The organism is Roseobacter litoralis Och 149 (assembly GCF_000154785.2).
In the GTDB taxonomy this organism is placed as follows: Bacteria; Pseudomonadota; Alphaproteobacteria; order Rhodobacterales; family Rhodobacteraceae; genus Roseobacter; species Roseobacter litoralis.
This window is the reverse complement of the sequence record NC_015730.1, coordinates 3,883,129-3,908,367: the sequence shown is the minus strand read 5'-3', so window position 1 is coordinate 3,908,367 and position 25,239 is coordinate 3,883,129. Positions and strand designations below refer to the sequence as shown.

Below are 25,239 nucleotides of genomic sequence, written 5' to 3'. Positions count from 1 at the left end.
AAAAATGTGTGAGGCGACGCAGGTTGAAACCCGTCATACGCCGACAACATACATGCTGATGAAGGGAGAGAATATTATGTCTGGGCAAAGACTTAAAGGAAAACGTGCGCTTGTGACCGCCGCTGGTCAGGGGATTGGACGCGCAAGTGCGTTGGCGATGGCTGATGAGGGGGCGCAGGTCTTTGCGACAGACATAGACATGGACGCGCTTTCAACGATTCGGGAGGCGAATCACGAAAATATCGAAATTTTCGAACTTGATGCCCGCAGCGACGACAGCGTGGCCGCAGGTGTCGAACGGGCCAGACCGGACGTTTTGTTCAACTGTGCAGGCTTTGTGCATCACGGTACAATTCTGGATGCAACGGACGGTGATTGGGACTTTGCCTTTGATCTGAACGTCCGCTCCATGTTGCGCACCATCAAGGCGGCGCTGCCCGGCATGCTGGATCGCGGTGTCGGGTCGATCATCAATATGTCGTCTGCCTGCTCTTCGGTCATGGGCGCGCCAAACCGGTTTATCTATGGCACGACCAAGGCCGCAGTGATCGGGCTGACCAAATCGGTTGCGCTTGATTTCATCGACAAGGGCATCCGCTGTAATGCGATCTGCCCCGGCACGGTGGAAAGCCCAAGCTGGCTTGACCGCGTGGACGCTCTGGGCAAACAGTTGGGCAGCCGGGAGGAAGCGCTGGCGCAATTCGTGGCCCGTCAACCCATGGGGCGTGTCGCAAGTGCCGAAGAGATCGCCGCGCTCGTCGTCTATCTTGCCAGCGATGAAAGCGCATTCACCACAGGGCACCCCCATATCATTGACGGAGGCTGGTCAGGCCAATGACAAAGAAAATCGGTATCGAAGACTTGCGGTCGCGCAAGTGGTTCATGAACCCGGACAATCCGGAAATGACCGCGCTTTATCTTGAGCGGTATCTCAATTACGGGCTGACGCGGGGCGAGTTACAATCGGGCAAGCCGATCATCGGCATTGCGCAAACCGGCAGTGACCTCAGCCCCTGTAACCGCCATCACCTTGAGCTGACCAAGCGCGTGCGCGACGGGATCATTGCGGCGGGCGGGACCTGCATGGAGGTGCCCGTGCATCCCATTCAGGAAACCGGCAAACGCCCGACGGCGATGCTGGATCGCAACCTTGCCTATCTGTCGCTGGTTGAGACGCTGTTTGGCTACCCGCTGGATGGTGTTGTGCTGAATATCGGCTGTGACAAGACCACGCCTGCGCTTTTGATGGCGGCTGCGACGGTGAACATTCCTGCGATTGCCCTGTCGGTGGGGCCAATGCTGAACGGCTGGTTCAAGGGCGAGCGGACAGGGTCCGGGACAATCGTCTGGAAGGCCCGCGAGATGCTGGCCGCCGGAGAGATTGACGATGATGGCTTTATGGAGCTTGTCGCCTCTTCCGCGCCGTCGGTGGGTTATTGCAACACGATGGGCACCGCGACCACGATGAATTCACTGGCCGAGGCCTTGGGCATGCAACTGCCCGGTTCTGCGGCGATCCCGGCACCCTACCGCGAGCGGGGACAGATCAGCTATGAAACCGGTCGGCGCATCGTTGATATGGTCTGGGAAGACCTGCGCCCCTCGCAAATCATGACGCGTGAGGCCTTCGAAAACGCGATTGTCATCAATTCGGCCATTGGCGGGTCGACGAATGCGCCGATCCACCTGAACGGGATTGCGCGCCATCTGGGTGTGCCGCTGGACAATGATGATTGGCAGAAGCTGGGGCATGATGTGCCGCTTTTGGTCAACTTGCAGCCGGCGGGTGAATACCTTGGCGAAGACTATAGCCATGCGGGCGGGGTGCCTGCTGTCGTGGGTGAGTTGATGGCCGAGGGCATGTTGCCCCATCCCGACGCGATCACCGTGAATGGCAAAACGATGGGCGAGAACTGCGCCAATATGCGCAGCGCGGATATCAAGGTGATCAAGACCGTTGCCGATCCGTTGAAAGCGCAGGCGGGCTTTATCAACCTGACCGGCAATCTCTTTGACAGCGCGATCATGAAGACCAGCGTGATCAGCGAGAATTTCCGCGCCAAATACCTGTCGAACCCGGAGGATCCGAATGCCTTTGAGGGGCGGGCGGTCGTCTTTGACGGGCCGGAGGATTTTCACCACCGTATTGATGACCCATCCGAGGGGATCGACGAAGACTGCATCCTGTTTATGCGCGGTGCAGGCCCAAAAGGGTATCCTGGTGGGGCTGAGGTCGTGAACATGCGGCCCCCTTCCTATCTGATCAAGCAGGGCGTTGAAGCCTTGCCCTGCGTGGGCGACGGGCGGCAATCGGGCACCTCGGGCAGCCCGTCGATCCTGAACGCCTCGCCTGAGGCGGCGGCGGGTGGCGGTCTTGCGCTGTTGCAAAACGGTGACCCTGTGCGCATTGATTTGCAAAAATGCACCGCCAACAGCCTTGTGCCGCTTGACGAACTGGCCGAGCGCGCCCGCGTGTTCGAGGTAAATGGCGGCTACGATGCTCCCGAGAGCCAGTCGCCCTGGCAGCAGTATTTCCGCGAAAAAGTCGGCCGTTTTGATGAGGGAATGATCCTCGAAGATGCTGACAAATATCAGGACATCTCGCGTCGGTTCATGCCGCGCGACAACCACTAAGCGCTGCGGCGCACAGACGAAAAGGAAGAAGACATGAAACTTGTAAGATACGGTGACGCAGGCGCAGAAAAACCCGGCATGCTGGATGCAGAAGGCGTGCTGCGCGATCTGTCCGGCCATGTGAATGACATTGCCGGAGACGTGCTGTCCGACGCGGGCCTTGAAAAGCTGCGCGCGATTGATCCGGCGAGCCTGCCCGTTGTTGACGGCACGCCGCGCATTGGACCCTGTGTGGGGAACATCGGGAAATTCATGTGCATCGGGTTGAACTATTCCGATCATGCCGCCGAAACAGGTGCCGCAATCCCCGAGCATCCGATCCTGTTCTTCAAGGCCAATTCTGCGGTCGTGGGGCCGAATGACGATGTGTCCATGCCGCGCGGCTCCACCCACACCGATTGGGAGGTCGAGCTGGGCGTTGTGATCGGGACGACGGCCAAATATGTTTCCAAAGAGAACGCATTGGACCACGTGGCAGGCTATTGCGTGATCAACGACGTCTCTGAGCGGCATTTCCAGACGCAGCTGACGGGGCAGTGGACCAAGGGTAAATCCTGCGACACCTTCGGGCCGACCGGGCCTTGGCTGGTGACGCGTGACGAAGTTGCGGACCCGCAAGCGCTGGATATGTGGCTGGACGTAAATGGCAAGCGGATGCAGACCGGAACAACCAGTACCATGATCTTTACCGTGGCCGAGATCATCGAACATCTTTCGGGGCTGATGACGCTGCATCCGGGTGATGTGATCACCACCGGCACGCCCCCCGGTGTCGGCATGGGGATAAAGCCCGAGCCCGTCTATCTGAAAAAAGGCGATGTGATGGAGTTGTGGATCGAAGGCCTTGGCCAGCAGCGCCAGACCGTGACGGAGGACGCATAGATGCCGGACCTGTTGCAAATCGGCGGTGTCACGGATGTCATGCGCGAAAGGCTTGAGGCGGCATTTACCATCCATAAGCTGGCCGATGGCACCTACCCGGCGGAGGCGATCACGCATATTGCCACCAATGGGCACGACGGTGTGCCCGCCGATGTGATGAGCGCGTTGCCCAACCTCAAGATGATCAGCTGCTATGGCGTTGGCTATGACGCGGTGGACGTCACGGCAGCAAAGGCGCGCGGCATCGTCGTGACGCACACGCCGAATGTGTTGAACGGTGAGGTTGCGACCACGGCGGTGATGCTGATGATGGCCTGTTATCGCGAATTGCTGCGCGATGATGCCTGGGTGCGCTCTGGCAATTGGGAGGCGAAGGGCAATGCGCCGCTGACCCGTTCGGTGGACAATCAAACGGTTGGAATTCTGGGCCTTGGACGCATTGGTCAGGCGATTGCTGACAAGCTCGCGCCCTTTGGCACGACGATCGTGTATCATTCCCGCACGCAGAAAGACGTGGCGTATAAATACTACGCTGATCTGAAGGAAATGGCGGCCAACGTGGATTGTCTGATCTGCATCACACCGGGTGGGCCAGCGACCAACAAGATCGTCAATAAAGATGTTCTCGACGCGTTGGGGGCCAAGGGAACGCTCATCAATGTCAGCCGCGGGTCGGTTGTGGATGAGGCCGCGATGATTGCAGCCTTGCAGGAAAAACGCCTCGGCTGGGCCGGGCTGGACGTCTTCGAGGCGGAACCCAAGGTGCCGCAGGCCCTGCGTGATCTGCCCAATGTCGTGCTGTTGCCCCATGTCGGGAGCGCCACGGTTGAAACACGTGCCGCGATGGGGGCCTTGACCGTCGACAACCTGTTGCAGCACCTCTCCGATGGCAGCACCGTATCCCCGGTGCCCGAATGCACGGATATGTGAGATGAGCCGGATCGCCACGGTTCAGGCCCGGCTTTTCAATGTGCCCTTGGATGAGGTGCTGGTGGATGCCAAACACGGCAGTCACAGCCACTTTCACCTCATCACGGCGACCATAACGCTGGAAGACGGGCGTCAGGGCACGGGTTATACCTATAACGGCGGGCGCGGCGGGCATGCGACGGCGGCGATGATCATGCATGATCTGGCGCCCTTTCTCATCGGCAAGGACGCGCAGGACGTCGAAGCGCTGAACGATGCGATGCAATGGCATATGCACTATGTGGGGCGTGGCGGTATTGTCAGCTTTGCGATTTCGGCGGTTGATATCGCGCTGTGGGATTTGCGCTGCAAGGGGCTTGGCGTGCCCCTTTGGCAACTGGCGGGTGGCGTGGATAACAATTGCAAAGCCTATGGGGGCGGCATTGATCTTGCCTTTCCGCTGCCCAAACTGCTGACCCACGTGCAAGGTTATCTGGATGCGGGGTTGAACGCGGTCAAGATAAAGATCGGCCAGCCAGATATGGCAGTCGATATTGCCCGTATCCGAGCTGTGCGTCACCATATCGGTCCCGACGCCGTTTTCATGATCGACGCGAATTATTCGCTGACGGTGGAGCAGGCGATCACCCTCGCCAATGCGGTGAAAGATCAGAATATACTGTGGTTTGAAGAGCCAATCATTCCGGACAATTACCCCGGATATGCGCAGATCACCAAAGCGACCGGCATGGCGCTGGCGCAGGGTGAAAACCTGCACACAATTCACGAATTTGAAATGGCGGTGGCGCAGTCAGATCTGGGCTTCATTCAGCCCGATGCATCGAATTGCGGTGGTATCACCGGGTGGTTGCAGGTTGCGGCGTTGACCAAACAAAGCGGCATCGCAATATGTTCGCATGGTATGCAGGAATTGCACGTGAGCCTTGTCTCCGCTCAGGCGCACGCGGGCTGGATCGAAGTACACAGCTTCCCAATCGACCGATACACAATGCGTCCGCTGGTGATTGAAAACGGACGCGCGGTTGCGCCGGATGAAACCGGGATCGGCGTGACGTTCGATTGGCAGAGGTTGGAGGCGTTTGAGGTCTTGCAGCCAGCCTAAATTCTAAGGAACCGTTGTGCGATCTTCGGCAGCAGGCGGTTAAATTCCAGCGGCGCATCCGCGACCGCAAGGCAGATACAATCCTCGTGGATGTCCGCAACCGGCGTGTGATGCAGGTCACTGTCGGCAATTTCCACATCGCCACGTGCGAAATATCCGTCATCGTCCTGAAACGCGCCTTTGAGCACCATGGTCATTTCGGTGCCCTTGTGTCCATGATCCGGCATCGCCGTGCCCGCCGGGATCAGCAACAAACGCGCGGTTGCATCTTTCGATGTCGGCAAGATCGCTTGTTTGACGCCCATGCCAATCGGCTTCCACTTGATGCTGTCGAGATCACCGCCGACGTAATCCTGAATTGGCTTGGGCAGCACGCCGGGTGTCATTTCCGCCGCTGGCACGGTCACAGCGATATCGCCGCCCGCGATCAAATCCATGGTATTCGCAAAGCTGTTGTTGTCCATATCGGTATCCGCATTCTGTTCCAGCAGCGCGCCGCCGAGCGCGTCAAAGCTCTCCGCCTGCGCACGGCAGCTATCGCAGAGCGAGAGGTGTGCGGCGACAATCAGATTGAAGGCTTCGGGCAGCGTTCCGGCGGAATAGGCCATCAGAACCGCGTCATTGAGATGGTGTTTAATGGTATCAGTCATCGTTTCATCACTTCATTGCGTGGCGAAGTCTGTCCAACGCCAATCTTATTCTGGATTTGATCGTGCCGAGCGGCAGACCGGTTTGTGCGGCAATTTCGCTATGGGTGAGGTCCCCGAAATACGCCTTGTCTATTAATTCCCGCTGTGCGGGGGGCAGCGCGTTGAGGGCAGAGACCAAAATCTCTGACTCTTGCTGCAGGCCAATTACGTCGGTCTGATCCGGCTCCGCTTCGGGACCCCAGGTCAGATCTTCGGGCTCTGGTCGTCTCTGGCGACGCAACAGGTCGATTTTTCTATTCCGCGCGATCGTGAAAATCCATGTAGCAACGGATGCCCGCGACGGATCAAACTGATGCGATTTGTGCCAGAGCGTGGCCATCACATCCTGTGTGCATTCCTCGGCCAAGGTTGAATCCGCCCCGGATTTTATCAAGAACCCTTTCACACGCGGCGCAAAGTGACCGAACAGCTCTGCGAATGCAGCGCGGTCCTGATCATCCCGGATACGCGTCATGTGAGATACCCAGAGCATCCGTTTCGATACTTCGCTTGACGTCACTTGCCCACGTCCCGTTTTCACTACTTTCAAATACTTCGAAGCACCCAGTCCTGCGAGGTGAACCGGCGGTGCCGTATTCGGTTGGATATTTAGATTTGCACACATGACAGGGTTACGCCATGCAACAGAATTTGGATCACTCTTATTTTAAGATGGTTTTCAATTCATCCAGCGACCAATATGCCGCGTATACATTGAAAGACCGTCACCGAAGTAGAAAGTCATTAATGCCGTTTGAAGCTCTCACGTTGGGTAATCTGCCGACGTTTACTCATCCTGAAAATCAAATCAAAGTTGCGATTGTTGGCGCTGGTATCTCTGGACTAGGGGCCGCGCATATGCTGTCCAAGACGCACAATGTCACCCTGTTCGAAGCCGAGGGCCGCTTGGGCGGTCACGCGCGCACCAAACTGGCCGGCAAGCGCGGTGATCAGCCTGTGGATACCGGGTTCATCGTCTTTAACTACGCCAATTATCCCTACATGGCCGCGCTGTTCGAAGAACTGGAAGTGCCGGTCGTCAAATCCAACATGAGTTTTGGCGCGTCCATTGACGGGGGTGCGCTGGAATATGCGCTTACCTCGCTTGATGCGCTCTTTGCGCAACGGCGCAATGCGGTGAACCCCGCGTTTTTGCGCATGGTGCGGGACATTCTGAAGTTTAACAAACATGCGATACGCGTGGCACAGGATGAAAGCCTGACGCTGGGGGAATTCCTTGACAAGATGGGCACGGGTCCGTGGTTTCGCGATTACTATCTGTTGCCGCTGTCCGGGGCGATCTGGTCCACGCCGGTTGAGAAAATCATGGATTTCCCGGCCTATGCGCTGATCCGGTTTTTCGAAAATCATGCGCTGCTGAATACGACCGGTCAACATCAGTGGTACACGGTCCAAGGCGGGTCGACGCAATATGTGTGGCGGCTGGAAAATGCACTGCTTGCGCAGGGTGTCGACATGCGTCTGGGCGCGGCTGTGCAATCGGTGCGCCGTGCGGGTGGAAAAGCGTTCATCCGTCCGTGGGGTGGCGAAGAAGAGGCGTTCGATCACGTGATCATGGCGACCCATTCGGATGATTCCCTCAAGATGCTGGCAGACCCCAGCGCGCAGGAAACTGCCGCATTGGGTGCCGTCGCCTATCAGCCAAATGACATCGTGTTGCACGCGGATGAAAGCATCATGCCGAAGCGCAAAAAGACATGGGCCAGTTGGGTCTACACAGAGGACAAGAACGCCCTGTCCGACCGGATTGATCTGACCTATTGGATGAATTCCCTGCAACCTATTCCGCATGATGATCCGCATTTCGTGACGTTGAACACGAAACGCACGATCCGCGAAGAGTTGATCTACGATCAGGTCACGCTGCGCCATCCGGTCTACGATCTCGCGGCCTTGGCGGCACAAAAGGAGGTCGCAGCCTTTAACGGGGCGCAAAACACGTGGTTCTGCGGGGCATGGATGAAAAACGGCTTTCACGAAGACGGTCTGTCCAGCGCGGTTGACGTCGTGCGCAAGCTGCGCAGCAATGAGCAGATGAAAGTCGCGGCCGAGTGACCTCAGGCATCGATCATATCGCCGGGCTGACGTATCATGGCCGCAAGGGTGCGATCAGCAACGCGTTTCGCTATTCGGTGGATTATGTGCTGCTGGACGCCGAAGCGGAGGTCAAAACCCCATGGCTGTTTTCGCGCAACGGGCGCGGGTTCACCGGTCTGAAGGACCTTGATCACGGCGGTGCACCGGGGCAGGGGCGCGGTGCCTCTTGGGTGCGTGACGTGCTTGGCCAGCATCAGATCCGCGATGTGGAAACGATTGAACTTCTGGCACAGCCGCGGGTGTTGGGGCACGTTTTCAATCCTGTGAGTTTCTGGTTATGCCGTCGCTCTGACGGGGCCTTGATCACGGTCATCGCCGAGGTGTCCAATACCTTCGGAGATCGGCACAGTTATCTGTGTGCGCATTCTGACCAGCGCCCGATTGAACCGAGTGACACGCTTCTGGCGACCAAGATTTTTCATGTCTCACCTTTTCAGCCGGTCGAGGGCGGGTACAAATTCCGCTTTGACGTGACGGATGCGCGCATTGGCATCTGGATTGATTACGCGCGCCCGGATGGCGGCTTGATCGCCACGCTGACGGGCCATCGCAAACCATTGACCAACCGGGCGATCCTGCGCGCCGCGTTTCGCCGACCTCTTGGCGCGCGCCGTGTTTTGGCGCTGATCCATTGGCAGGCGCTCAAGCTCTGGATCAAGGGCGCTATTTATCGCGGACGTCCCAAACCGCCGTCAAAAGAAGTGTCTCGCTAGTGCAAAAGACGCAGAGGTTACCCGCGTACTCTCTTTTTGCGGCTCTGCTGGCAGCGGCAGGCTTGCCGATATATATCCACGCGCCGAAATTCTATCTGGATGAATTTGGCGTATCACTCGCGGCCTTGGGGGCGGTGCTGTTCGGGCTGCGCCTGCTTGATGTAGTTCAGGACCCGCTGCTGGGCAAACTGGCGGAAAAAACCCGCACACAGCGCCGCACCTATGTGTCCATTGCCGCGGTGATCATGGCTGTCTCGATGGTTGCGCTCTTTGCGGTGCCGCCTTTGCTGCCCCCGCTGGTCTGGTTCGGGCTGTGCCTGACTTTCGTGTTTTCAGCGTTCAGCTTTCTGACCATCAACTTTTACGCACAGGGTGTGATCAAGGCGGATGCGATGCCCGGACAGGGGCATCTGCGTCTGGCACGTTGGCGCGAAAGCGGTGCGCTCACTGGCGTATGCGTGGCTTCGGTCGCGCCCGTCGCCTTGGGGGCCGCGATGGATGCACCCTTTGCGGGGTTTGCCATTGGGTTTTGCGTGCTGGGCCTGGCGGCCGTCTGGGCCATGAGAGAGGAATGGAGCACGGCTGGCGTTGCCCCGTCCACCGGGTTTGGCACCGTTCTCAAAGACCGGTTGGCACGGCGCCTATTGCTGATCGCCATGGTCAATGCCGCCCCGGTCGCCGTCAGTTCCACACTGTTTTTATTCTATGTGGAAAGCAAACTTGCCGCGCCCGGTTTCGAAGGGCCGCTGCTGTTGATTTTTTTCCTGTCAGCGGCTTTGGCTGCGCCGGTTTGGAGTGCGCTGGCAGAGCGTTTTGGGTCGCGTAATGTACTTTTACTGGCAATGGGTCTGGCCATCGCCGCTTTTGGACTTACCTTAACGCTCGGCCCCGGCGATTGGCTGCTGTTTGCGCTGATCTGCTTGGCGTCTGGGGCGACTCTGGGGGCTGATCTGACATTGCTACCTGCAATTTTTGCGTCTCGAATGGCGCAAATATCGCCGTCGGCATCTGAGGGGTTTGGGCTGTGGTCATTCGTTTCGAAACTGACCTTGGCCTTTGCGGCAGTCACTTTGTTGCCCCTGCTTGAACGGGCTGGCTTTCAAAGTGGGTCGTTGCAGAACCCGCCGGAGGCTTTGGCGTTGCTGACGTTTTTATATGCGGCGGTGCCCTGCGCCTTGAAACTAATCGCCATCGCCTTGCTGGTGATGACCGACCTGAAGGAGGCCTGAAGTGTGAATATGTGGTTTTATATCCTGATCGGCGCGCTCCTTGCGTTTGCTCTTGTCTGGATGCGGCGGACCTTCTGGAGCTTCACCGCGCAGACACCCGAGGATTACGAGGATGAAAACCCCGCCTTTGACGTGCGCGAGCATCTTAACGGGCCGATCCTGTGCGAAGGTGTGATCTATGGCCCACTGGGGCGCGTCAGCAGCCGTTTTGTCGCTGATTTTGACGCCTCATGGGAAGGGAACAAGGGTGTGATGAAAGAACGGTTTGTCTATGATGATGGCACCGTTCAGGATCGCGAATGGCATCTGACGCTTGGCAATGATGGCAAAATCCGTGCCTTGGCGTCCGATGTTGTCGGCGAAGGGCAGGGCAGGCAATCTGGCTCAACCGTGCTGTTGAAATATGACATTCGCCTGCCCGAGGCGTCTGGCGGTCATGTTCTCAATACCGTCGACTGGATGTATCTGACGCCGAACGGGACGATCATGAACCGCTCCCAGTTCAGAAAATTCGGCATCAAGGTCGCAGAACTCGTTGCGACCATGCGACCCAAGGAAGCGTGATGCGCGATTGGAAAGGCAAACGATATTGGCTTGTTGGCGCAAGTGACGGTTTGGGCGCGGCGCTCGCGCTGAAGATGAGCCGCGCAGGCGCGCATGTTATCGTGTCCGCCCGGTCCGCGGATAAACTGGCCGCCGTTGTGGAAAGCCTGCCGAACGAAGGCTCGGTTCAGGTGGTCGATGTGTCGGATGATGCAAGTGTCGATCAGGCCGCGAACGCGATCGGCCAGATAGATGGCGTGGTCTATCTGGCGGGTGTCTACTGGCCATTCGCGGCGCAGGAATGGGATGCCGAAAAAGCGACCGCGATGGCGGATATCAATTTCACCGGTCTGATGCGCGTCATGGGGCGGATCGTGCCGCAATTCGTGTCCAGAGGCGCGGGCCATGTGGTGATTACCGGCAGTCTGTCCGGATTTCGCGGGCTTCCCGGTTCGATCGGATACACGGCATCAAAAGCAGGTACGATGTCGCTGGCGGAATGCATGTACGCGGATCTGCGCGGCAGCGGTGTTGACGTACAGGTGTCAAATCCTGGCTTCATCAAGACTCAGCTGACCGACAAGAACGACTTTTCCATGCCCTTCATCATGACGCCGGATGAGGCAGCGGATCACATGTTCCGGCATATGAACACCAACCGTTTCAAGAACAGTTTTCCGACGCTGTTCTCTTGGGTTTTTCGGGGCAGCCAGTTCCTGCCTGACTGGCTGTATTTCCGTATCTTTTCCTGACCGCTAAATCTGCTCGCGATGCGTTCTATAGGTCGCCTCGGCACGGTGCCAGACATCGCCGTTGTCCTTGAGGGTCATCAGTGTTGGCAACAATTGCGCGGCATAGTCTTCGCTGCTTTCAAGTGGCAACAGGGAGGGCAGGTTGTCGATTGCCGTAACATCAAGAACGGGATCGCCATATACGCGCAGCGCTGGTTCTGCCCATGTGGTTGTTTGCTCATATACCTTGATCGGGGAGAAATCGCTGTCCGGATCGCAGGCGATATCGCCTATCACCGAAAGTTGCCGCGGCGCGCTGCCAGCGCCTGAGGGCACAAAAACGGGCGTGCCGGGACGCGCCAATACACAGTTGAAAAACAGATCATGCGCAAGCACCTCGGGGAAAGGACCGCCGGTTTTGGTTTCTGCCATGTCCCATTTCGTGCAGGCGACACCCATGGCCGAGCAGAGATCGAACACACCTGTCCCGACGCGCCCCAGCGCCCCGATGATCAGCGCGGTGGGGCGGTTTGTGCCAGTCGCCATCAGCTCGCTTTGCAGATCGGCAAGTAGGTGCGTCGCGCTGTCACAGGGTGCGACCGGGCCTGCGATGTCGTTACGCTGTTGCGCCGCCCAGCATTTCAAAGCGACCGCAGCCCCTGCGTAGCCTGCCCAGTATCCAAAGGCGGAAACCCGGCGGCCTTGGTCATCTACCAGATACTCCAGATCCAGTAGCGTGCCCCCGCCCGCTTTAAACCGCTGCAACAGAACCTGCCCCGCTGGTTGCCCCTTGAACGCATGGCCAAACATGATGTGGCGGTGCGGCAGGGGCGTTGCATCCTCGGGCAGTTCCTTCAGGCCGAAGATGATCGCGTCTTTCGGTGCGGTGGGCCAGCTGTGCGCGGGTGCCAGTGTGCAGCCCGCCGCATCATAGGCGGCATCGGGAATGACGCGCGTCGGGCTTTGTTCAACCGTCAGAGTGACCCCTGACGCAATCAGTTGGCGTGCGCCATCAGGCGTTAACCCAACCCGTGTTTCATTATCGCGTTGTTCCGCGCGTACCCAAAGATGTGTCATGATGGCAGCATCCCCGCGTTTATTGCTTGCTGCACACTGTCGCGCGCGTGCATCCGCTGTTGAAACGCCGTGATCCCGGGGAAATCAGCCATATTCACGCCGTCGCCCTCAAGCCATGAGCAGACCACAAACAGGTAAGGGTCGGCGATAGACAGGTGGTCACCGATGACAAAGTCACCTCTGAGGCAATGTTCTTCCACGTATCGGGCGCTGTTCGTCATGGTCTGAGGTGCCTTGGCTGCCATATCGGCAAGGCTTTCGGGCCGATCTGCCCAGCGGTTACCGCGCACGCGGTGCGCATGGTTCACATGCATGGTTGATGCAAGGTAATACATCGCGGCGCGCATATGTGCCGCCTTCAGCGCATCCTGCGGGACCAGCTTAGCCTGTGGCGTCCGGGCGGCGATATACTCAAGGATCGCACCGGTTTCTGTCAGGTGGTTACCATCGGTTTCCAGCGTTGGAACGCGGCCCTTGGGATTGACGTTGAGGTAGGCTGGTTTTGTCTGCTCCGCCTCCCCGAAGTTTACCTTCACGGCCTCAAAGGGCAATTCTGCTTCGTACAGGGTGATTGCAACGGCAATCGAAATCGAACCGGGAGAATAATAGAGACGCATGGAGTGCTCCTTCAAACGTGGGTTTGAGCATAGTGGCGGCTTGGGTCTTCCAGATGCGGAATGGCGTTGAACATGGTGGGCGAAAGCTGGCCACCAATCGGAAAGAGCCGATGCTGCGATGTGTTGTAGATCGCGAGCGCAAGTTGCGCCATCGCATCGATATCCAACCGCAGGACCTGCCGCATGACGCAGGAAATCAGCCCGCCGGAGGTGACAACCAATGCGGGCCCATCCCCTTCGGCTATTTCGCGCAAAACCTCTGAAATCCGGGTTTCGAACTCGGAAAACCGTTCTGGTGCCCCGGCGATCTCATCCCTTTGCCAAGCGGCAAAGAGCATGGGCAGATGGGCTGTGAAACCGGCCTGATCCGTGGGAAAGGGTACGCCATGTTCTTGCTCCATCGCGCGCGCAAGCGTCAGGTATTCCAGTTCATTCAGACGCGCATCTCTGATCGGTGACAGGCCGGTTTGCATCGCGGCCTCGGTTTCGACATGCCGCCTCAATGTTCCGGTAAACAGCCGCGCGTGGTGTTGGCTTTGCGCCTTCAGATGCGCGCCCAGCCACGCGGATTGCTGATGGCCCAAAGTGCTCAGCTTGTCATAGCTTTTCTCATCTGTAGCGCCTGAATTTGCCTGACCGTGGCGAATAAGAGTAATGTGGGACATGCGTTCTTTCTACTTGGTATCGCTTTTAGTAGGCGACTGTGCGCAGGGTGGAAAGGGTGCTTGGATCGGGCGATGTAAATCGCGCGCTGCCGCCGCCAATAGGCGCCATTGGTTTTCCGATCGGAAACGGGGTGGCGCAAATTCGGTTTCGGGTGTCGGGATTGGGACTCCTTGAAAGACCTGTTGTTTCATATAGTCCTTGGAAATGTGAGGAGCGGGAAACCATGGCTGACAAGATTACCTTTATGCTCGACGGTCAAAGTGTCGAGGCCGATACTGGAATGACGATCTGGGAAGTGGCCAATGGTCGGGGTCTTGTGATCCCGCATTTGTGTCACAAACCCGCGCCGGGATATCGCCCTGACGGCAACTGCCGCGCCTGCATGGTAGAGATCGAAGGCGAACGCACGCTTGCTGCGTCCTGCATTCGCGAACCCAGCGAAGGCATGGTCGTGACCACCAACTCAGCCCGTGCAGAGAGTGCGCGTAAGATGGTCATTGAGATGCTTGTTGCCGATCAGCCCGAACAGGATGTGGCGCATGACAAATCAAGCCACCTGTGGGACATGGCCGCGCACAGTGGCGTGCAAGAAAGCCGTTTCCCAAAGCTGGAAGAGGGCCGCATTCCCCTGCTCGATGACAGCCATGTCGCGATGTCCGTCAATCTGGATGCCTGCATTCAATGTGGTCTTTGTGTGCGCGCCTGCCGCGAGGTTCAGGTCAATGACGTGATCGGCATGGCCGGGCGCGGGCATGATTCCTATCCGACATTCGACATGGCCGACCCGATGGGCGACAGCACCTGCGTGGCCTGCGGTGAATGTGTGCAGGCCTGCCCGACCGGCGCGCTGATGCCGTCGACGGTTGTTGATGATAATCAGGTCGGTGACAGCGCGGATTTCGACAAGGAAGTCGAAAGCATCTGCCCCTTCTGCGGCGTCGGTTGTCAGGTGTCCCTGAAGGTCAAGGACAACAAGGTCAAATACGTCGAGGGGATCAACGGCCCCGCGAACGAAGGGCGGCTTTGTGTCAAAGGTCGTTTCGGGTTTGATTATATCCATCACGACCATCGCGTGACGAAACCGCTGATCCGGCGCGAGGATGCGCCTGCGAAAGGTCTGAATGTCGACCCGGCGAACTGGCAAAGCCATTTCCGCGAAGCATCATGGGATGAGGCGCTGGATTTTGCCGCCGCGGGCATGAAGGGCCGCGGCCGCGAGATTGCCGGTTTCGGGTCGGCCAAATGCACCAATGAAGAGGCGTATTTGTTTCAAAAGCTGATCCGTCAGGGGTTTGGCCACAATAACGTCGATCACTGTACGCGTCTGTGTCACGCGTCCTCGGTGGCGGCATTGATGGAAAACGTCGGCTCGGGCGCTGTGACAGCGACATTCAACGAAATTGAAAACGCGGATGTGGCCATTGCGATTGGCTGTAATCCGATTGAGAACCATCCCGTTGCGGCGACCTTCTTCAAACAGTTCACCAAACGCGGCGGCAAGCTGATTGTGATGGACCCACGGGGGCAGGCACTCAAACGTTTTTCGAGCCATATGCTTCAGTTCCGGCCCGGTGCGGATGTCTCCATGCTGAACGCAATCATGCACACAATCGTTGAGGAAAAACTCTACGACCAGCAATATATCGAAGCCTACACCGAAAATTGGGAGGCAGAGAAAGCGCATCTTGCAGATTTCAGCCCTGAGGCGATGGCCGGGATTTGCGGAATTGATGCGGAAACTCTGCGGGATGTTGCGCGGACCTTTGCGGGTGCCAAAGCCGCGATGATCTTCTGGGGCATGGGAATAAGCCAGCACATCCACGGCACAGATAACTCGCGGTGCTTGATTTCGCTGGCGCTGATGACCGGACAGGTCGGGCGGCCCGGCGCTGGCCTGCATCCGTTGCGCGGTCAGAACAACGTGCAAGGCGCGTCCGATGCGGGTCTGATCCCGATGTTCCTGCCGGACTATCAGCCCGTCACGGACGACGGTGTGCGTTCTGCCTTTACCAAGGTCTGGGGGTCTGCGGATTTCTCTAACGAGCGTGGTCTGACCGTGACCGAGATCATGGATGCGGTGCACGATGATAAGATTAAGGGCATGTATATCCTTGGTGAAAACCCCGCGATGTCTGATCCGGATGTTGAGCATGCGCGTAAAGCGCTTGCGAAACTCGACCATCTGGTTGTGCAGGATATCTTCATCACGGAAACCGCCAACTATGCCGATGTCATTCTGCCGGCCAGCGCCTTTGCGGAAAAAGCAGGTACCGTCACCAACACCAATCGTCAGGTTCAGATGGGCCGCCCTGCGGTGTCCCCACCCGGTGACGCGCGTCCCGATTGGTGGATCGAAGTTGAATTGGCCAAACGCCTTGGACTGGATTGGAACTATGACAGCCCCGCAGATGTTTTTGCAGAGATGAAGCAGAACATGCGCAGTCTTGAAAACATCACTTGGGACCGTCTGGAAAATGAAAACGCCGTGACCTACCCTTCCCTCAGCCCCGAGGATCCGGGGCAGGCGATCGTCTTTGGCGATGGCTTCCCCCGACCGGATGGGCGCGCGCGGTTCACACCGGCCAGTGTGATACCGCCGGATGATGTTCCGGATGCTGAATACCCGATGATTCTGACCACCGGGCGGCAGCTTGAACATTGGCACACGGGCTCGATGACGCGGCGCTCGCATGTGCTCGATGGGCTGGAGCCGGAAGCAAACTGTTCGCTGCACCCATCCACATTGCGTAAACTCGGTGTGGCTCCGGGAGAGCACGTGACCTTGACCACCAAGCGCGGAAGCATTTCTATCATGGCGCGTGAGGATCGTGCCGTCTCACCTGACATGGTGTTTCTGCCATTCGCCTTTGTCGAGGCTGCTGCAAATATCCTTACCAACCCTGCGGTCGATCCCTTCGGTAAAATCCCGGAGTTCAAGTTTTCCGCTGTCCGGGTTGAGGCCACGAAAAATCAGGTGGCTGCAGAATAGGGTGACGTAGCAAGTTGCGTGGACGACTCGGCATTTCAACGTGTCGTCCACCTTGCCGGGCCTTGCGATGCGTGGCCCAAGGCGCGTTCGATTGGCTAAAGTATTCAAAGCGCCCGTGTCGGGATGGCAAAAGCGTCACACCTGAAACGGGATGCTATGTTGTTCCGTGCTGTCAGCCGATGGAATCAGCCACCTTCTGGACGAAAATACGGATAAGGATGACCCTGTTTCCCGACGTAGTGCTTTGGCTCAGACCGTAGAGAATCCGGCCCGTTAGCGCTTGCGCACTGACCAAATGAAACTAAAAAGTTGACCTTCATCTGAAAACTTACATTGTTGTGCACACGACGGTCAAAAAACGACCGCGCTTGCCTATGGACGGCAAGGTCTGGGAGGACAAAAATTGAGTATAGTTTCAACGCAGGTCGACGGACCACAGTCCGTCCCGGCGCTGCTTCATCGTAATGCCAAAGAGTTCGCGGACGCACCTGCATACCGTGAAAAAGAGTATGGGATCTGGCAGTCCTGGACATGGGCCGAAACCTTGGAAGAGGTTGAGGCACTGGCCCTCGGGTTGGTTGACCTTGGCGTGCAGGAAGGTGATTTCATTGCGGTTATCGGACGCAACCGCCCCCGTTTGTACTGGTCGATGATCGCCGCCGAAATGGTCGGTGCGGTGCCGGTTCCGCTTTATCAGGACGCGGTGGCCGAGGAGATGGCCTATGTTCTCAGCCATTGCGGCGCGCGATTTGTTATCGTGGGGGATCAGGAACAGGTCGATAAAGTCATCGAAATCCGCGACCAGCTGCCGAGCTTTGAACAGATGCTCTATCTCGATCCCAGAGGGTTGCGCAAATACGACCATGCGAAATTACACCAATACACGCATGTGCAGGATGCAGGCCGGGCAAAGCGAGACGAATTGCTGCCAGAGATTACCGCCCGGCAAGCAAAGCTGAATTATGACAGCACCTGCGTTATGCTCTATACGTCCGGCACAACGGGCAAGCCAAAAGGCGTCGTTTTGAGCAACCGCAATGTCATTGAAACCTCCAAATCATCGTCGGAATTTGATGATCTGCGGCAAACGGATTCGATTCTGGCCTATTTGCCGATGGCATGGGTCGGGGATTTCATTTTCTCGGTGGGTCAGGCGCTGTGGACAGGGTTTTGCACCAACTGCCCGGAAAGTGCCGAGACGATGCACACTGACCTGCGTGAAATCGGTCCGACCTATTATTTTGCCCCGCCGCGCGTTTTCGAGACGCAGTTGACCAATGTAATGATTCGTATGGAAGATGCGGGCCGGTTCAAAAAATGGCTGTTTGATTATTTCATGGCCCATGCGCGCCGCGTCGGGCCGGATATTCTGGATGGCCAACCGGTGAACCAATGGGACCGCTTCAAATATAACATTGGCGAATTGGCGATCTATGGCCCCCTGAAGAACACATTGGGGTTCAGCCGTATTCGCGTGGGCTATACCGCCGGCGAAGCGATCGGGCCTGAGATTTTCGACTTTTTTCGCTCACTCGGGATCAACCTCAAACAGCTTTACGGGCAGACCGAAGCGACCGTGTTCATCACCGCGCAACCCGATGGCGAAGTGCGATCCGACACGGTTGGTGTGACCTGCCCTGGCGTTGAATTGAAAATCGCGGAGAATGGCGAAGTCTTTTACCGCAGTCCGGGCGTGTTCGTAGAGTATTTCAAAAACCCCGAAAGCACGGCAGACACCAAGGACGCCGAAGGCTGGGTGGCCACGGGGGATGCGGGCTTTATCGAAGAGGACACGGGCCATCTGCGGATCATCGACCGCGCCAAAGATGTCGGGAAAATGGCGGATGGATCGCTTTTTGCGCCCAAATATGTGGAGAACAAGCTCAAGTTTTTCCCCAACATTCTGGAGGTCGTGGTGTTTGGCAACGAGCGTGACGAATGCACGGCCTTTATCAACATCGACCTGACCGCTGTGGGCAACTGGGCGGAACGGAACAATATCGGCTATGCCTCCTATCAGGAGTTGGCGCGGCACCCGCAGGTTATGGCTATGATTCAGGAGCATGTGGAAGAGGTAAACACTTCCGTCGCGGAGGACGTCATGCTGTCTGGCTGTCAGGTCCATCGCTTTGTGGTGCTGCACAAGGAATTGGATGCGGATGATGGCGAGCTGACCCGCACACGCAAGGTCCGCCGCCGGATCATCGAAGAGAAATATGCGGATATCATCGCGGCACTATATGACGGCTCGCCTGAGATATCGACCGTGACCGAAGTGACCTATGAAGACGGGCGCAAGGGCTCAATCTCCGCAACGCTGGAAGTTCGGGTGGCAGCGGTGCAACCGGTTGGTGCAAGGATGGCAGCGCAATGATGGACACGGCGTACCCCCTCGTTTTTCAGAGGTATGAATGAAAGATACTATTGACGGCTACGTGACCGAAGATGGCCGCCAGATCGGTCCAGTGGTGATGGAGATGAAGAACATCACCCTGCGTTTTGGCGGAGTGGAGGCGATCAAGGACATCTCTTTTGACATCCGCAAGGGGGAGATCCGCGCGATCATTGGGCCGAATGGGGCCGGGAAGTCTTCGATGCTGAATGTCATTTCCGGGTTTTACGTCCCGCAGGAAGGACAGGTGTTCTATCAGGGTGCACCGCGTCCCGCGTTGAAGCCCTATCAGGTGGCGCGGCAAGGCATTGCGCGCACGTTCCAGAACATCGCCTTGTTCGAGGGGATGTCGGTGCTTGATAATGTCATGACGGGGCGTTTGACGCATATGAAAACAAACATCTGGCGGCAGGCGATCTGGCGTGGCAAAGCCGAAGCCGAAGAGACTGAGAACCGGGAAGTTGCTGAAAAGATTATTGATTTCCTCGAAATTCAGGCGATCCGCAAGACCCCTGTGTCCCGGCTGCCCTATGGGTTGAAAAAGCGTGTGGAACTGGCGCGGGCCTTGGCGGCGGAGCCGTCTTTGTTGCTGCTGGATGAGCCGATGGCGGGCATGAACGTGGAGGAGAAAGAGGACATGAGCCGCTTTATCCTTGATGTGAACGATGAATTTGGCACGACAATTGCGCTGATCGAGCATGACATGGGCGTGGTCATGGACCTTTCAGACCGGGTGGTTGTGATGGATTACGGCAAAAAGATCGGCGACGGCACCCCGGACGAGGTGCGCAACAATCAGGCGGTGATCGACGCCTATCTGGGGGTGGCGCATGACTGATTTGGGACGTCGGTATGACGTCGGTATGTCGTCGGTATTGCGTCGGTGCGGCGCTTCAACCGGCAAGCCCGCTCTCATTCGCTCGTGCAGGGAGAACTCCGATGCCTGAACAACTGCTTTGGACCGCTGAGGTTTTTCTGAACGGGCTTATGGCCGGGGTTCTTTATGCGCTTGTGGCGCTGGGGTTCGTGCTGATCTACAAGGCCAGCGGAATTTTCAACTTTGCCCAAGGCGTCATGGCGCTTTTCGCGGCGATGACGCTGTACGGCATCATGAATGGTCAGGTGCCTTTTGCGCATCTGATCAATGCGATTTTCGGCACCGAGATCCATTATTTTGGCTGGAATGTGCCCGCGCTGGCGGCGATTTTCCTGACGATGGGAGTCATGGTGCTGTTCAGTTGGCTGGTGCAGCGATATATTTTCCGGTTTTTGGTCGGGCAGGAGCCGATTATCCTGTTCATGGCGACCATCGGGCTGGCCTATTTCCTCGAAGGCGTTGGGGATTTGATGTGGGGCTCAGACATCAAAACGCTTGAAGTCGGCCTGCCGCAGGGCATCAACGAGACCATAGACGCCGTGACCTTCGAGGCCTTTGGATACGGATTTTTCATCGATAATCTGGACATCGTGGCTTCGATTGTGGCCGCCATTCTGGTGCTGGGCCTCGTGTTGTTTGCGCAATACACCAAGCAGGGCCGGGCGATGCGGGCGGTGGCGGATGACCATCAGGCGGCGTTGTCGGTAGGCGTGTCGCTCAATTTCATCTGGATACTGGTGTGGTCGCTGGCGGGTTTCGTAGCCCTTGTTGCCGGTATCATGTGGGGGGCGAAATCGGGTGTGCAGTTTTCGCTGTCCCTTATTGCGCTCAAAGCGCTCCCGGTGCTGATGCTGGGCGGTTTCACCTCGATCCCCGGCGCGATCGTTGGCGGTCTGATCATCGGGGTTGGTGAAAAGTTATTCGAGTTTCTGATTGGTCAGCCGTACCTTGGCGGCGCCACGGAAAACTGGTTTGCCTATATGTTGGCGCTGGTATTCCTGCTGTTCCGGCCTCAGGGCCTCTTTGGGGAGAAGATCATTGAGCGCGTGTGACGCCATAAGGGCGCACCGAGGCGCGCAGTGTCAGTCGTCTTTGACCTGCAACAATGCGACGCTGAGCGCGGCGAGGATCGTCACGCCCAAGGTCAGCGCCAGATTGAGATCGGGCAGGAACAGCAAGGTCAGGCTGATGCACAGGCTCATGACCAACAGACATACCACCAGACCAAGACCCAATGCAGATGATCCTTGTCGTGGCGCATTGCGTGCCTCGGGCGCCGGTGTGATGTCGATGAAATCGCTTTGCGCGTCTTCGATATCGTGCAGGAGCCGTCCGCGCGCTGCTTCATACTCGGCCGGGGTAATTTCCCCACGACCAAGCCGCGCATCCAGATTTCTGATTTCGTTTAGTACTGCCGTCATCACACCCACTCCGTCCCACACGAACGGTTGTGCCGGTTCAATTGGGGCAAAATTAGGAAATCCCGTGGCTTTGTGTGACGTGGTTAACCTCTCAACGTCGGAGCCATGCGATGTTTGAACGCTCCTTTTTCCACGAGACAACCGATGCAAAAATCGCAGGGGATACGTAATGCTCTATCGTGAAGCAGGTGATTTCAGCACAACCTACCCTGAAGACAGCCAGACCTTTCCGATCCGGTTTGACCGGTATCGCTACTATGTGGTGTTGTTCATCGCGATTGTCGTCATTCCCTTTATGGTCAACGATTATTGGGTCAATTCGATCTTTATGCCCTTCTTGATCTATTCAATTGCGGCAATCGGGTTGAATATTCTGGTGGGATATTGTGGGCAGGTGAGCCTTGGCACGGGCGGTTTCATGGCTGTGGGGGCCTACGCTTGTTACAAACTGATGACGGCGTTTCCTGACGTGAGCATGTTCATTCACGTGCTTTTGGCAGGCGCTATCACGGCCGCCGTTGGCGTGCTTTTTGGTCTGCCTTCCTTGCGGATCAAGGGATTTTATCTGGCCGTTGCGACGCTGGCTGCGCAGTTCTTTCTGGTCTGGATGTTTAACCGTGTTTCCTGGTTTTATAACTATTCGGCCTCGGGTCAGATCAACGCGCCCGAGCGGGACACCTTTGGAATCATCATCACAGGCCCCAATACGGATGCATGGGCGGCCTATGTGTTTTGCCTGATTTTCACCATTGCCTGCGCCGTTATCGCGCGCAACCTCACGCGGGGGGCGATGGGGCGGCAGTGGATGGCGATCCGGGATATGGACATCGCAGCGGAGATTATCGGGGTGAACCCGCTCAAGGCCAAGCTGACGGCCTTTGCTGTCAGTTCGTTCTTTGTGGGCATTTCAGGTGCCTTGTTCTTTGCGATTTATCTGGGTGCTGTGGAGGTCGGTGAGGTCTTTGGGATCACCAAGTCGTTCCTTGTGCTCTTCATGATCATCATTGGTGGCTTGGGGTCGATCTTTGGCTCTTTCGCGGGGGCTGCATTTCTGGTGCTGCTGCCTGTGTTGCTCAAGGTGATTGGTGTTGATTGGTTTGGCTGGCCCACGGATATCGTGGCACACCTCAATCTGGTCGTCGTGGGTGCGTTGATCATACTGTTTTTGATCGTTGAACCGCATGGGCTTGCACAGCTTTGGCGTCTGGCCAAGGAAAAGCTACGCTTGTGGCCTTTCCCGCACTAGGGTGAAGACAGGAAACGGAAGGCGGGCTCGCCCGCAGATAAGACGCCGGCCTACCGGCGCATCGGACAACAATTAAGGGAGGAAATACCGATGAAATACAAAATAGGAACCTGGGCCGTTGCGGCCCTGATGGCGGCAAGCCCGGTAATGGCGGACCTCGTGTTCCCGTCGCTGAGCTATCGTACCGGTCCATATGCCGCGAATGGGATCCCTTTTGCGGATGGCTATGCGGATTACTTTACGCTGCTGAACGAACGCGATGGCGGGATCGGCGGTGTCATGACGCGGGTCCCCGAATGCGAAACCGGGTACAACACCGAAAAGGGTGTGGAGTGTTATGAAAGCACCAAGGGGGAGGGCGCGCTGGTCTATCAACCCCTGTCGACCGGCATCACCTATCAGCTGATCCCGAAGGCGACGGCAGATGGTATTCCGGTTCATTCGATGGGCTATGGCCGCACCTCTGCCAAGGATGGCACGGTTTTCCGCAACATCTTTAACTATCCTGCGAACTATTGGGATGGCGCGTCCTTTGCGATCAAGCATCTGCTGGAGGTGAACGACGGGTCGCTTGATGGCAAAAAGATCGCGCTGGTCTATCATAACTCTGCCTATGGCAAGGAACCGATCCGCACGCTCGAAGAGCTGTCGGAAAAGCACGGGTTCGAGCTGTTGTTGCTGGCGGTGGATCACCCCGGACAGGAACAGAAATCGCAGTGGCTGCAGATTCGTCGCGAACGCCCTGACAATGTCATCATGTATGGCTGGGGTGTGATGAATCAGGTCGCCATTCAGGAAGCCGCGAACATCCGATTCCCGATGGAAAATTTCATTGGCATCTGGTGGTCTGGGTCTGAAAACGATGTCCGCCCGGCGGGCGGTGCCGCTGATGGGTATAAGGCGTTGGCCTTCCACAATGTCGGCAGTGATTTCCCTGTGTTCGAGGACATCCAGAAATATGTTGTGGATGCGGGTAAAGCTGCTGGAGCGGGGGATCAGATCGGTACGGTTCTGTATAACCGCGGCCTTTACGCGGCGATGCTGGCGGCTGAAGCGGCCAAGACCGCGCAGGAAATCCATGGAGTTGCGGAAATTACGGCACCCATGATGCGCGACGGTATGGAAGCCCTCAAGATCACCGAAGAGAAGATGGCGGCACTTGGGCTGCCAAACTTCGGCCCTGCGTTCGATGTGTCCTGTGAAAACCACGGTGGTGGTGGCTTTGTCGCCATGGCGCAGTGGAGCGGGACAAATGACCAGTGGACGCTGATTTCCGATTACGAACAGTCGGATCAGGATGTCATCGGGCCGTTGATCGCTGAGGATGCCGCAGCCTTTGCAGCTGAAAATAACATCACACCGGGCTGTAACTAGACATTAAGGCGCTCCCCGGCGGCAGATATGTCGCCGGGGAGCGCCACCCATGATAGGCTGGACGTCATGCATCCAGCAGGCGTTAAATGTGCAAACACGGGCTGGCCCGGCGCATAGATCAGGAGCGATGGAAATGTTCGACGCAGCAGAGGGCCAGACCGAAAACGTTCTCGAAGTGAACAACATCGAGGTCATCTACAACCATGTGATTCTCGTTCTGAAAGGTGTGAGCCTGAATGTGCCGCGAGGGGGTATTACTGCCTTGCTGGGCGGGAACGGTGCTGGCAAGACGACGACCCTCAAGGCGATCTCGGGCCTCTTGGCTTCCGAACGTGGTGAGGTCACGAAAGGCTCGATCAAATACCGTGGCAAGGTGATCCAGCATCAGGATCCCGCGGATACTGTGAAATCCGGTGTCGTGCAGGTCATGGAAGGGCGGCACTGCTTTGAACACCTCACGGTCGAAGAAAACCTGCTGACCGGAGCTTACACCCGGCGCGAGGGCAAAGCCGCGATCCAACGCGATCTGGAAATGGTCTATGACTATTTCCCGCGCCTGAAAGAGCGGCGTAAAAGTCAGGCGGGTTATACTTCAGGCGGGGAGCAGCAGATGACCGCGATCGGGCGGGCGCTGATGTCAAAACCGGAGACGATTCTGCTGGATGAACCCTCGATGGGCCTCGCCCCTCAGTTGGTTGAGCAAATTTTCGAGATCGTGAAATCTGTGAACGAAAACGAGGGCGTAACCTTTTTATTGGCCGAACAGAACACAAACGTGGCGCTGCGCTTTGCGCATTACGGGTATATTTTGGAATCCGGACGTGTTGTGATGGACGGGCCCGCAGCGGATTTGCGGGAAAACCCGGACGTGAAGGAATTCTATTTGGGTATGTCGGAACAGGGGCGGAAGTCTTTTCGCGATGTGCGCAGTTATCGTCGACGCAAGCGTTGGCTAAGCTGAGGGAGGGATTTGATGCGTGGCCTTATGAGAAAGCCGAACATGGCTGGA

23 protein-coding genes are annotated in these 25,239 nt (G+C 57.3%); 17 read left to right on the top strand and 6 right to left on the bottom strand.

All coding sequences use genetic code 11. The features are described 5' to 3' along the window. The first annotated feature begins 76 nt into the window (after window positions 1-76). The 5 genes from RLO149_RS18705 to RLO149_RS18685 are packed head-to-tail and all read left to right on the top strand — an operon-like array spanning window position 77 to window position 5,548. Window positions 77-838, top strand: a complete 762-nt coding sequence (locus RLO149_RS18705) for an SDR family oxidoreductase (protein ID WP_013963643.1) — start codon at window positions 77-79, stop codon at window positions 836-838. After that, window positions 835-2,634, top strand: coding sequence for an IlvD/Edd family dehydratase (locus RLO149_RS18700; RefSeq protein WP_013963642.1), 1,800 nt, complete (start codon window positions 835-837; stop codon window positions 2,632-2,634). The genes RLO149_RS18705 and RLO149_RS18700 overlap by 4 nt, the downstream gene beginning before the upstream one ends. Before the next feature lie 33 nt (window positions 2,635-2,667). After that, the gene (locus RLO149_RS18695; protein ID WP_013963641.1) at window positions 2,668-3,516 is read left to right on the top strand and encodes a fumarylacetoacetate hydrolase family protein; all 849 of its coding nucleotides are present in this window, start codon (window positions 2,668-2,670) and stop codon (window positions 3,514-3,516) included. After that, window positions 3,517-4,446, top strand: a complete 930-nt coding sequence (locus RLO149_RS18690; protein WP_013963640.1) for a 2-hydroxyacid dehydrogenase — start codon at window positions 3,517-3,519, stop codon at window positions 4,444-4,446. It abuts the gene before it with no gap. A 1-nt stretch (window position 4,447) separates the two neighbouring features. Beyond that, window positions 4,448-5,548 (top strand): mandelate racemase/muconate lactonizing enzyme family protein, encoded by a 1,101-nt coding sequence (locus tag RLO149_RS18685; RefSeq protein ID WP_013963639.1) that lies wholly within the window; start codon window positions 4,448-4,450, stop codon window positions 5,546-5,548. On the opposite strand, the gene RLO149_RS18680 is transcribed toward RLO149_RS18685, so the two are convergent. Then, window positions 5,545-6,198 (bottom strand): ChrR family anti-sigma-E factor, encoded by a 654-nt coding sequence (locus RLO149_RS18680; RefSeq protein ID WP_013963638.1) that lies wholly within the window; start codon window positions 6,196-6,198, stop codon window positions 5,545-5,547. The two genes, RLO149_RS18685 and RLO149_RS18680, sit on opposite strands and share 4 nt — an antisense overlap. A 7-nt stretch (window positions 6,199-6,205) precedes the next feature. Then, entirely contained in the window at window positions 6,206-6,730 is a 525-nt protein-coding gene (locus tag RLO149_RS18675) for a sigma-70 family RNA polymerase sigma factor (protein ID WP_201766507.1), read from the bottom strand. A gap of 254 nt (window positions 6,731-6,984) precedes the next feature. On the opposite strand from RLO149_RS18675, the gene RLO149_RS18670 reads away from it, so the two are divergent. The 5 genes from RLO149_RS18670 to RLO149_RS18650 are packed head-to-tail and all read left to right on the top strand — an operon-like array spanning window position 6,985 to window position 11,592. Then, window positions 6,985-8,313, top strand: a complete 1,329-nt coding sequence (locus RLO149_RS18670) for an NAD(P)/FAD-dependent oxidoreductase (RefSeq protein WP_013963636.1) — start codon at window positions 6,985-6,987, stop codon at window positions 8,311-8,313. Continuing rightward, window positions 8,310-9,068: a DUF1365 domain-containing protein gene (locus tag RLO149_RS18665; protein ID WP_013963635.1), complete on the top strand. Its 759-nt coding sequence runs from the start codon at window positions 8,310-8,312 to the stop codon at window positions 9,066-9,068. Before RLO149_RS18670 ends, RLO149_RS18665 begins: the two co-directional genes overlap by 4 nt. Beyond that, complete coding sequence (locus RLO149_RS18660; protein WP_013963634.1) at window positions 9,068-10,297, top strand: MFS transporter; 1,230 nt, start codon at window positions 9,068-9,070, stop codon at window positions 10,295-10,297. Before RLO149_RS18665 ends, RLO149_RS18660 begins: the two co-directional genes overlap by 1 nt. A gap of 9 nt (window positions 10,298-10,306) precedes the next feature. After that, on the top strand, window positions 10,307-10,861 hold the full coding sequence (locus RLO149_RS18655; protein WP_044025435.1) for a DUF3833 domain-containing protein: 555 nt from the start codon (window positions 10,307-10,309) through the stop codon (window positions 10,859-10,861). Then, window positions 10,861-11,592 carry an SDR family NAD(P)-dependent oxidoreductase gene (locus RLO149_RS18650; protein ID WP_013963632.1) on the top strand — a complete coding sequence of 244 codons (732 nt, stop codon included), beginning with the start codon at window positions 10,861-10,863 and terminating at the stop codon, window positions 11,590-11,592. Before RLO149_RS18655 ends, RLO149_RS18650 begins: the two co-directional genes overlap by 1 nt. 3 nt (window positions 11,593-11,595) lie before the next feature. Here the strand turns inward: RLO149_RS18650 and RLO149_RS18645 are convergent, their stop codons facing one another. From RLO149_RS18645 to RLO149_RS18635, 3 genes are read right to left on the bottom strand one after another with little or no spacing between them, the layout of a single operon-like run. Beyond that, window positions 11,596-12,648 (bottom strand): saccharopine dehydrogenase, encoded by a 1,053-nt coding sequence (locus tag RLO149_RS18645; protein WP_013963631.1) that lies wholly within the window; start codon window positions 12,646-12,648, stop codon window positions 11,596-11,598. Next, on the bottom strand, window positions 12,645-13,265 hold the full coding sequence (locus RLO149_RS18640) for a glutathione S-transferase family protein (protein ID WP_013963630.1): 621 nt from the start codon (window positions 13,263-13,265) through the stop codon (window positions 12,645-12,647). Before RLO149_RS18640 ends, RLO149_RS18645 begins: the two co-directional genes overlap by 4 nt. 11 nt (window positions 13,266-13,276) lie before the next feature. Continuing rightward, window positions 13,277-13,930, bottom strand: a complete 654-nt coding sequence (locus tag RLO149_RS18635; protein WP_013963629.1) for a histidine phosphatase family protein — start codon at window positions 13,928-13,930, stop codon at window positions 13,277-13,279. Between the two features lie 224 nt (window positions 13,931-14,154). Here RLO149_RS18635 and fdhF point away from each other — a divergent pair, with 224 nt between their 5' ends. The 4 genes from fdhF (at window position 14,155) to RLO149_RS18615 (ending at window position 21,241) form a co-directional block, all read left to right on the top strand. Further along, entirely contained in the window at window positions 14,155-16,920 is a 2,766-nt protein-coding gene (fdhF, locus tag RLO149_RS18630; protein WP_013963628.1) for a formate dehydrogenase subunit alpha, read from the top strand. Window positions 16,921-17,323: 403 nt separating this feature from the next. Further along, the gene (locus RLO149_RS18625) at window positions 17,324-19,294 is read left to right on the top strand and encodes an AMP-binding protein (protein ID WP_013963627.1); all 1,971 of its coding nucleotides are present in this window, start codon (window positions 17,324-17,326) and stop codon (window positions 19,292-19,294) included. A 37-nt stretch (window positions 19,295-19,331) separates the two neighbouring features. After that, window positions 19,332-20,150, top strand: coding sequence for an ABC transporter ATP-binding protein (locus RLO149_RS18620; RefSeq protein WP_013963626.1), 819 nt, complete (start codon window positions 19,332-19,334; stop codon window positions 20,148-20,150). Between the two features lie 101 nt (window positions 20,151-20,251). Continuing rightward, complete coding sequence (locus RLO149_RS18615) at window positions 20,252-21,241, top strand: branched-chain amino acid ABC transporter permease (protein ID WP_044025434.1); 990 nt, start codon at window positions 20,252-20,254, stop codon at window positions 21,239-21,241. 30 nt (window positions 21,242-21,271) lie between these two features. Here RLO149_RS18615 and RLO149_RS18610 read toward each other — a convergent pair whose 3' ends face one another. Beyond that, window positions 21,272-21,610 carry an SHOCT domain-containing protein gene (locus RLO149_RS18610; RefSeq protein WP_013963624.1) on the bottom strand — a complete coding sequence of 113 codons (339 nt, stop codon included), beginning with the start codon at window positions 21,608-21,610 and terminating at the stop codon, window positions 21,272-21,274. A gap of 169 nt (window positions 21,611-21,779) precedes the next feature. Here RLO149_RS18610 and RLO149_RS18605 point away from each other — a divergent pair, with 169 nt between their 5' ends. From RLO149_RS18605 to RLO149_RS18595, 3 genes are all read left to right on the top strand, one after another. After that, window positions 21,780-22,856 carry a branched-chain amino acid ABC transporter permease gene (locus RLO149_RS18605; protein ID WP_013963623.1) on the top strand — a complete coding sequence of 359 codons (1,077 nt, stop codon included), beginning with the start codon at window positions 21,780-21,782 and terminating at the stop codon, window positions 22,854-22,856. Between the two features lie 90 nt (window positions 22,857-22,946). Next, the gene (locus RLO149_RS18600) at window positions 22,947-24,230 is read left to right on the top strand and encodes an ABC transporter substrate-binding protein (RefSeq protein ID WP_013963622.1); all 1,284 of its coding nucleotides are present in this window, start codon (window positions 22,947-22,949) and stop codon (window positions 24,228-24,230) included. 133 nt (window positions 24,231-24,363) lie between these two features. Next, window positions 24,364-25,191, top strand: coding sequence for an ABC transporter ATP-binding protein (locus tag RLO149_RS18595; protein ID WP_013963621.1), 828 nt, complete (start codon window positions 24,364-24,366; stop codon window positions 25,189-25,191). The last annotated feature ends 48 nt before the right edge of the window (window positions 25,192-25,239 follow it).

Excerpts from the sequence above, each read along its gene's own strand:
- RLO149_RS18705 (WP_013963643.1), top strand. The coding sequence starts at position 77 with ATGTCTGGGCAAAGACTTAAAGGAAAACGTGCGCTTGTGACCGCCGCT.
- RLO149_RS18700 (WP_013963642.1), top strand. The coding sequence starts at position 835 with ATGACAAAGAAAATCGGTATCGAAGACTTGCGGTCGCGCAAGTGGTTC.
- RLO149_RS18695 (WP_013963641.1), top strand. The coding sequence starts at position 2,668 with ATGAAACTTGTAAGATACGGTGACGCAGGCGCAGAAAAACCCGGCATG.
- RLO149_RS18690 (WP_013963640.1), top strand. The coding sequence starts at position 3,517 with ATGCCGGACCTGTTGCAAATCGGCGGTGTCACGGATGTCATGCGCGAA.
- RLO149_RS18685 (WP_013963639.1), top strand. The coding sequence starts at position 4,448 with ATGAGCCGGATCGCCACGGTTCAGGCCCGGCTTTTCAATGTGCCCTTG.
- RLO149_RS18680 (WP_013963638.1), bottom strand. The coding sequence starts at position 6,198 with ATGACTGATACCATTAAACACCATCTCAATGACGCGGTTCTGATGGCC.
- RLO149_RS18675 (WP_201766507.1), bottom strand. The coding sequence starts at position 6,730 with ATGCTCTGGGTATCTCACATGACGCGTATCCGGGATGATCAGGACCGC.
- RLO149_RS18670 (WP_013963636.1), top strand. The coding sequence starts at position 6,985 with ATGCCGTTTGAAGCTCTCACGTTGGGTAATCTGCCGACGTTTACTCAT.
- RLO149_RS18655 (WP_044025435.1), top strand. The coding sequence starts at position 10,307 with ATGTGGTTTTATATCCTGATCGGCGCGCTCCTTGCGTTTGCTCTTGTC.
- RLO149_RS18650 (WP_013963632.1), top strand. The coding sequence starts at position 10,861 with ATGCGCGATTGGAAAGGCAAACGATATTGGCTTGTTGGCGCAAGTGAC.
- RLO149_RS18645 (WP_013963631.1), bottom strand. The coding sequence starts at position 12,648 with ATGACACATCTTTGGGTACGCGCGGAACAACGCGATAATGAAACACGG.
- RLO149_RS18640 (WP_013963630.1), bottom strand. The coding sequence starts at position 13,265 with ATGCGTCTCTATTATTCTCCCGGTTCGATTTCGATTGCCGTTGCAATC.
- RLO149_RS18635 (WP_013963629.1), bottom strand. The coding sequence starts at position 13,930 with ATGTCCCACATTACTCTTATTCGCCACGGTCAGGCAAATTCAGGCGCT.
- fdhF (WP_013963628.1), top strand. The coding sequence starts at position 14,155 with ATGGCTGACAAGATTACCTTTATGCTCGACGGTCAAAGTGTCGAGGCC.
- RLO149_RS18620 (WP_013963626.1), top strand. The coding sequence starts at position 19,332 with ATGAAAGATACTATTGACGGCTACGTGACCGAAGATGGCCGCCAGATC.
- RLO149_RS18615 (WP_044025434.1), top strand. The coding sequence starts at position 20,252 with ATGCCTGAACAACTGCTTTGGACCGCTGAGGTTTTTCTGAACGGGCTT.
- RLO149_RS18610 (WP_013963624.1), bottom strand. The coding sequence starts at position 21,610 with ATGACGGCAGTACTAAACGAAATCAGAAATCTGGATGCGCGGCTTGGT.
- RLO149_RS18605 (WP_013963623.1), top strand. The coding sequence starts at position 21,780 with ATGCTCTATCGTGAAGCAGGTGATTTCAGCACAACCTACCCTGAAGAC.
- RLO149_RS18600 (WP_013963622.1), top strand. The coding sequence starts at position 22,947 with ATGAAATACAAAATAGGAACCTGGGCCGTTGCGGCCCTGATGGCGGCA.
- RLO149_RS18595 (WP_013963621.1), top strand. The coding sequence starts at position 24,364 with ATGTTCGACGCAGCAGAGGGCCAGACCGAAAACGTTCTCGAAGTGAAC.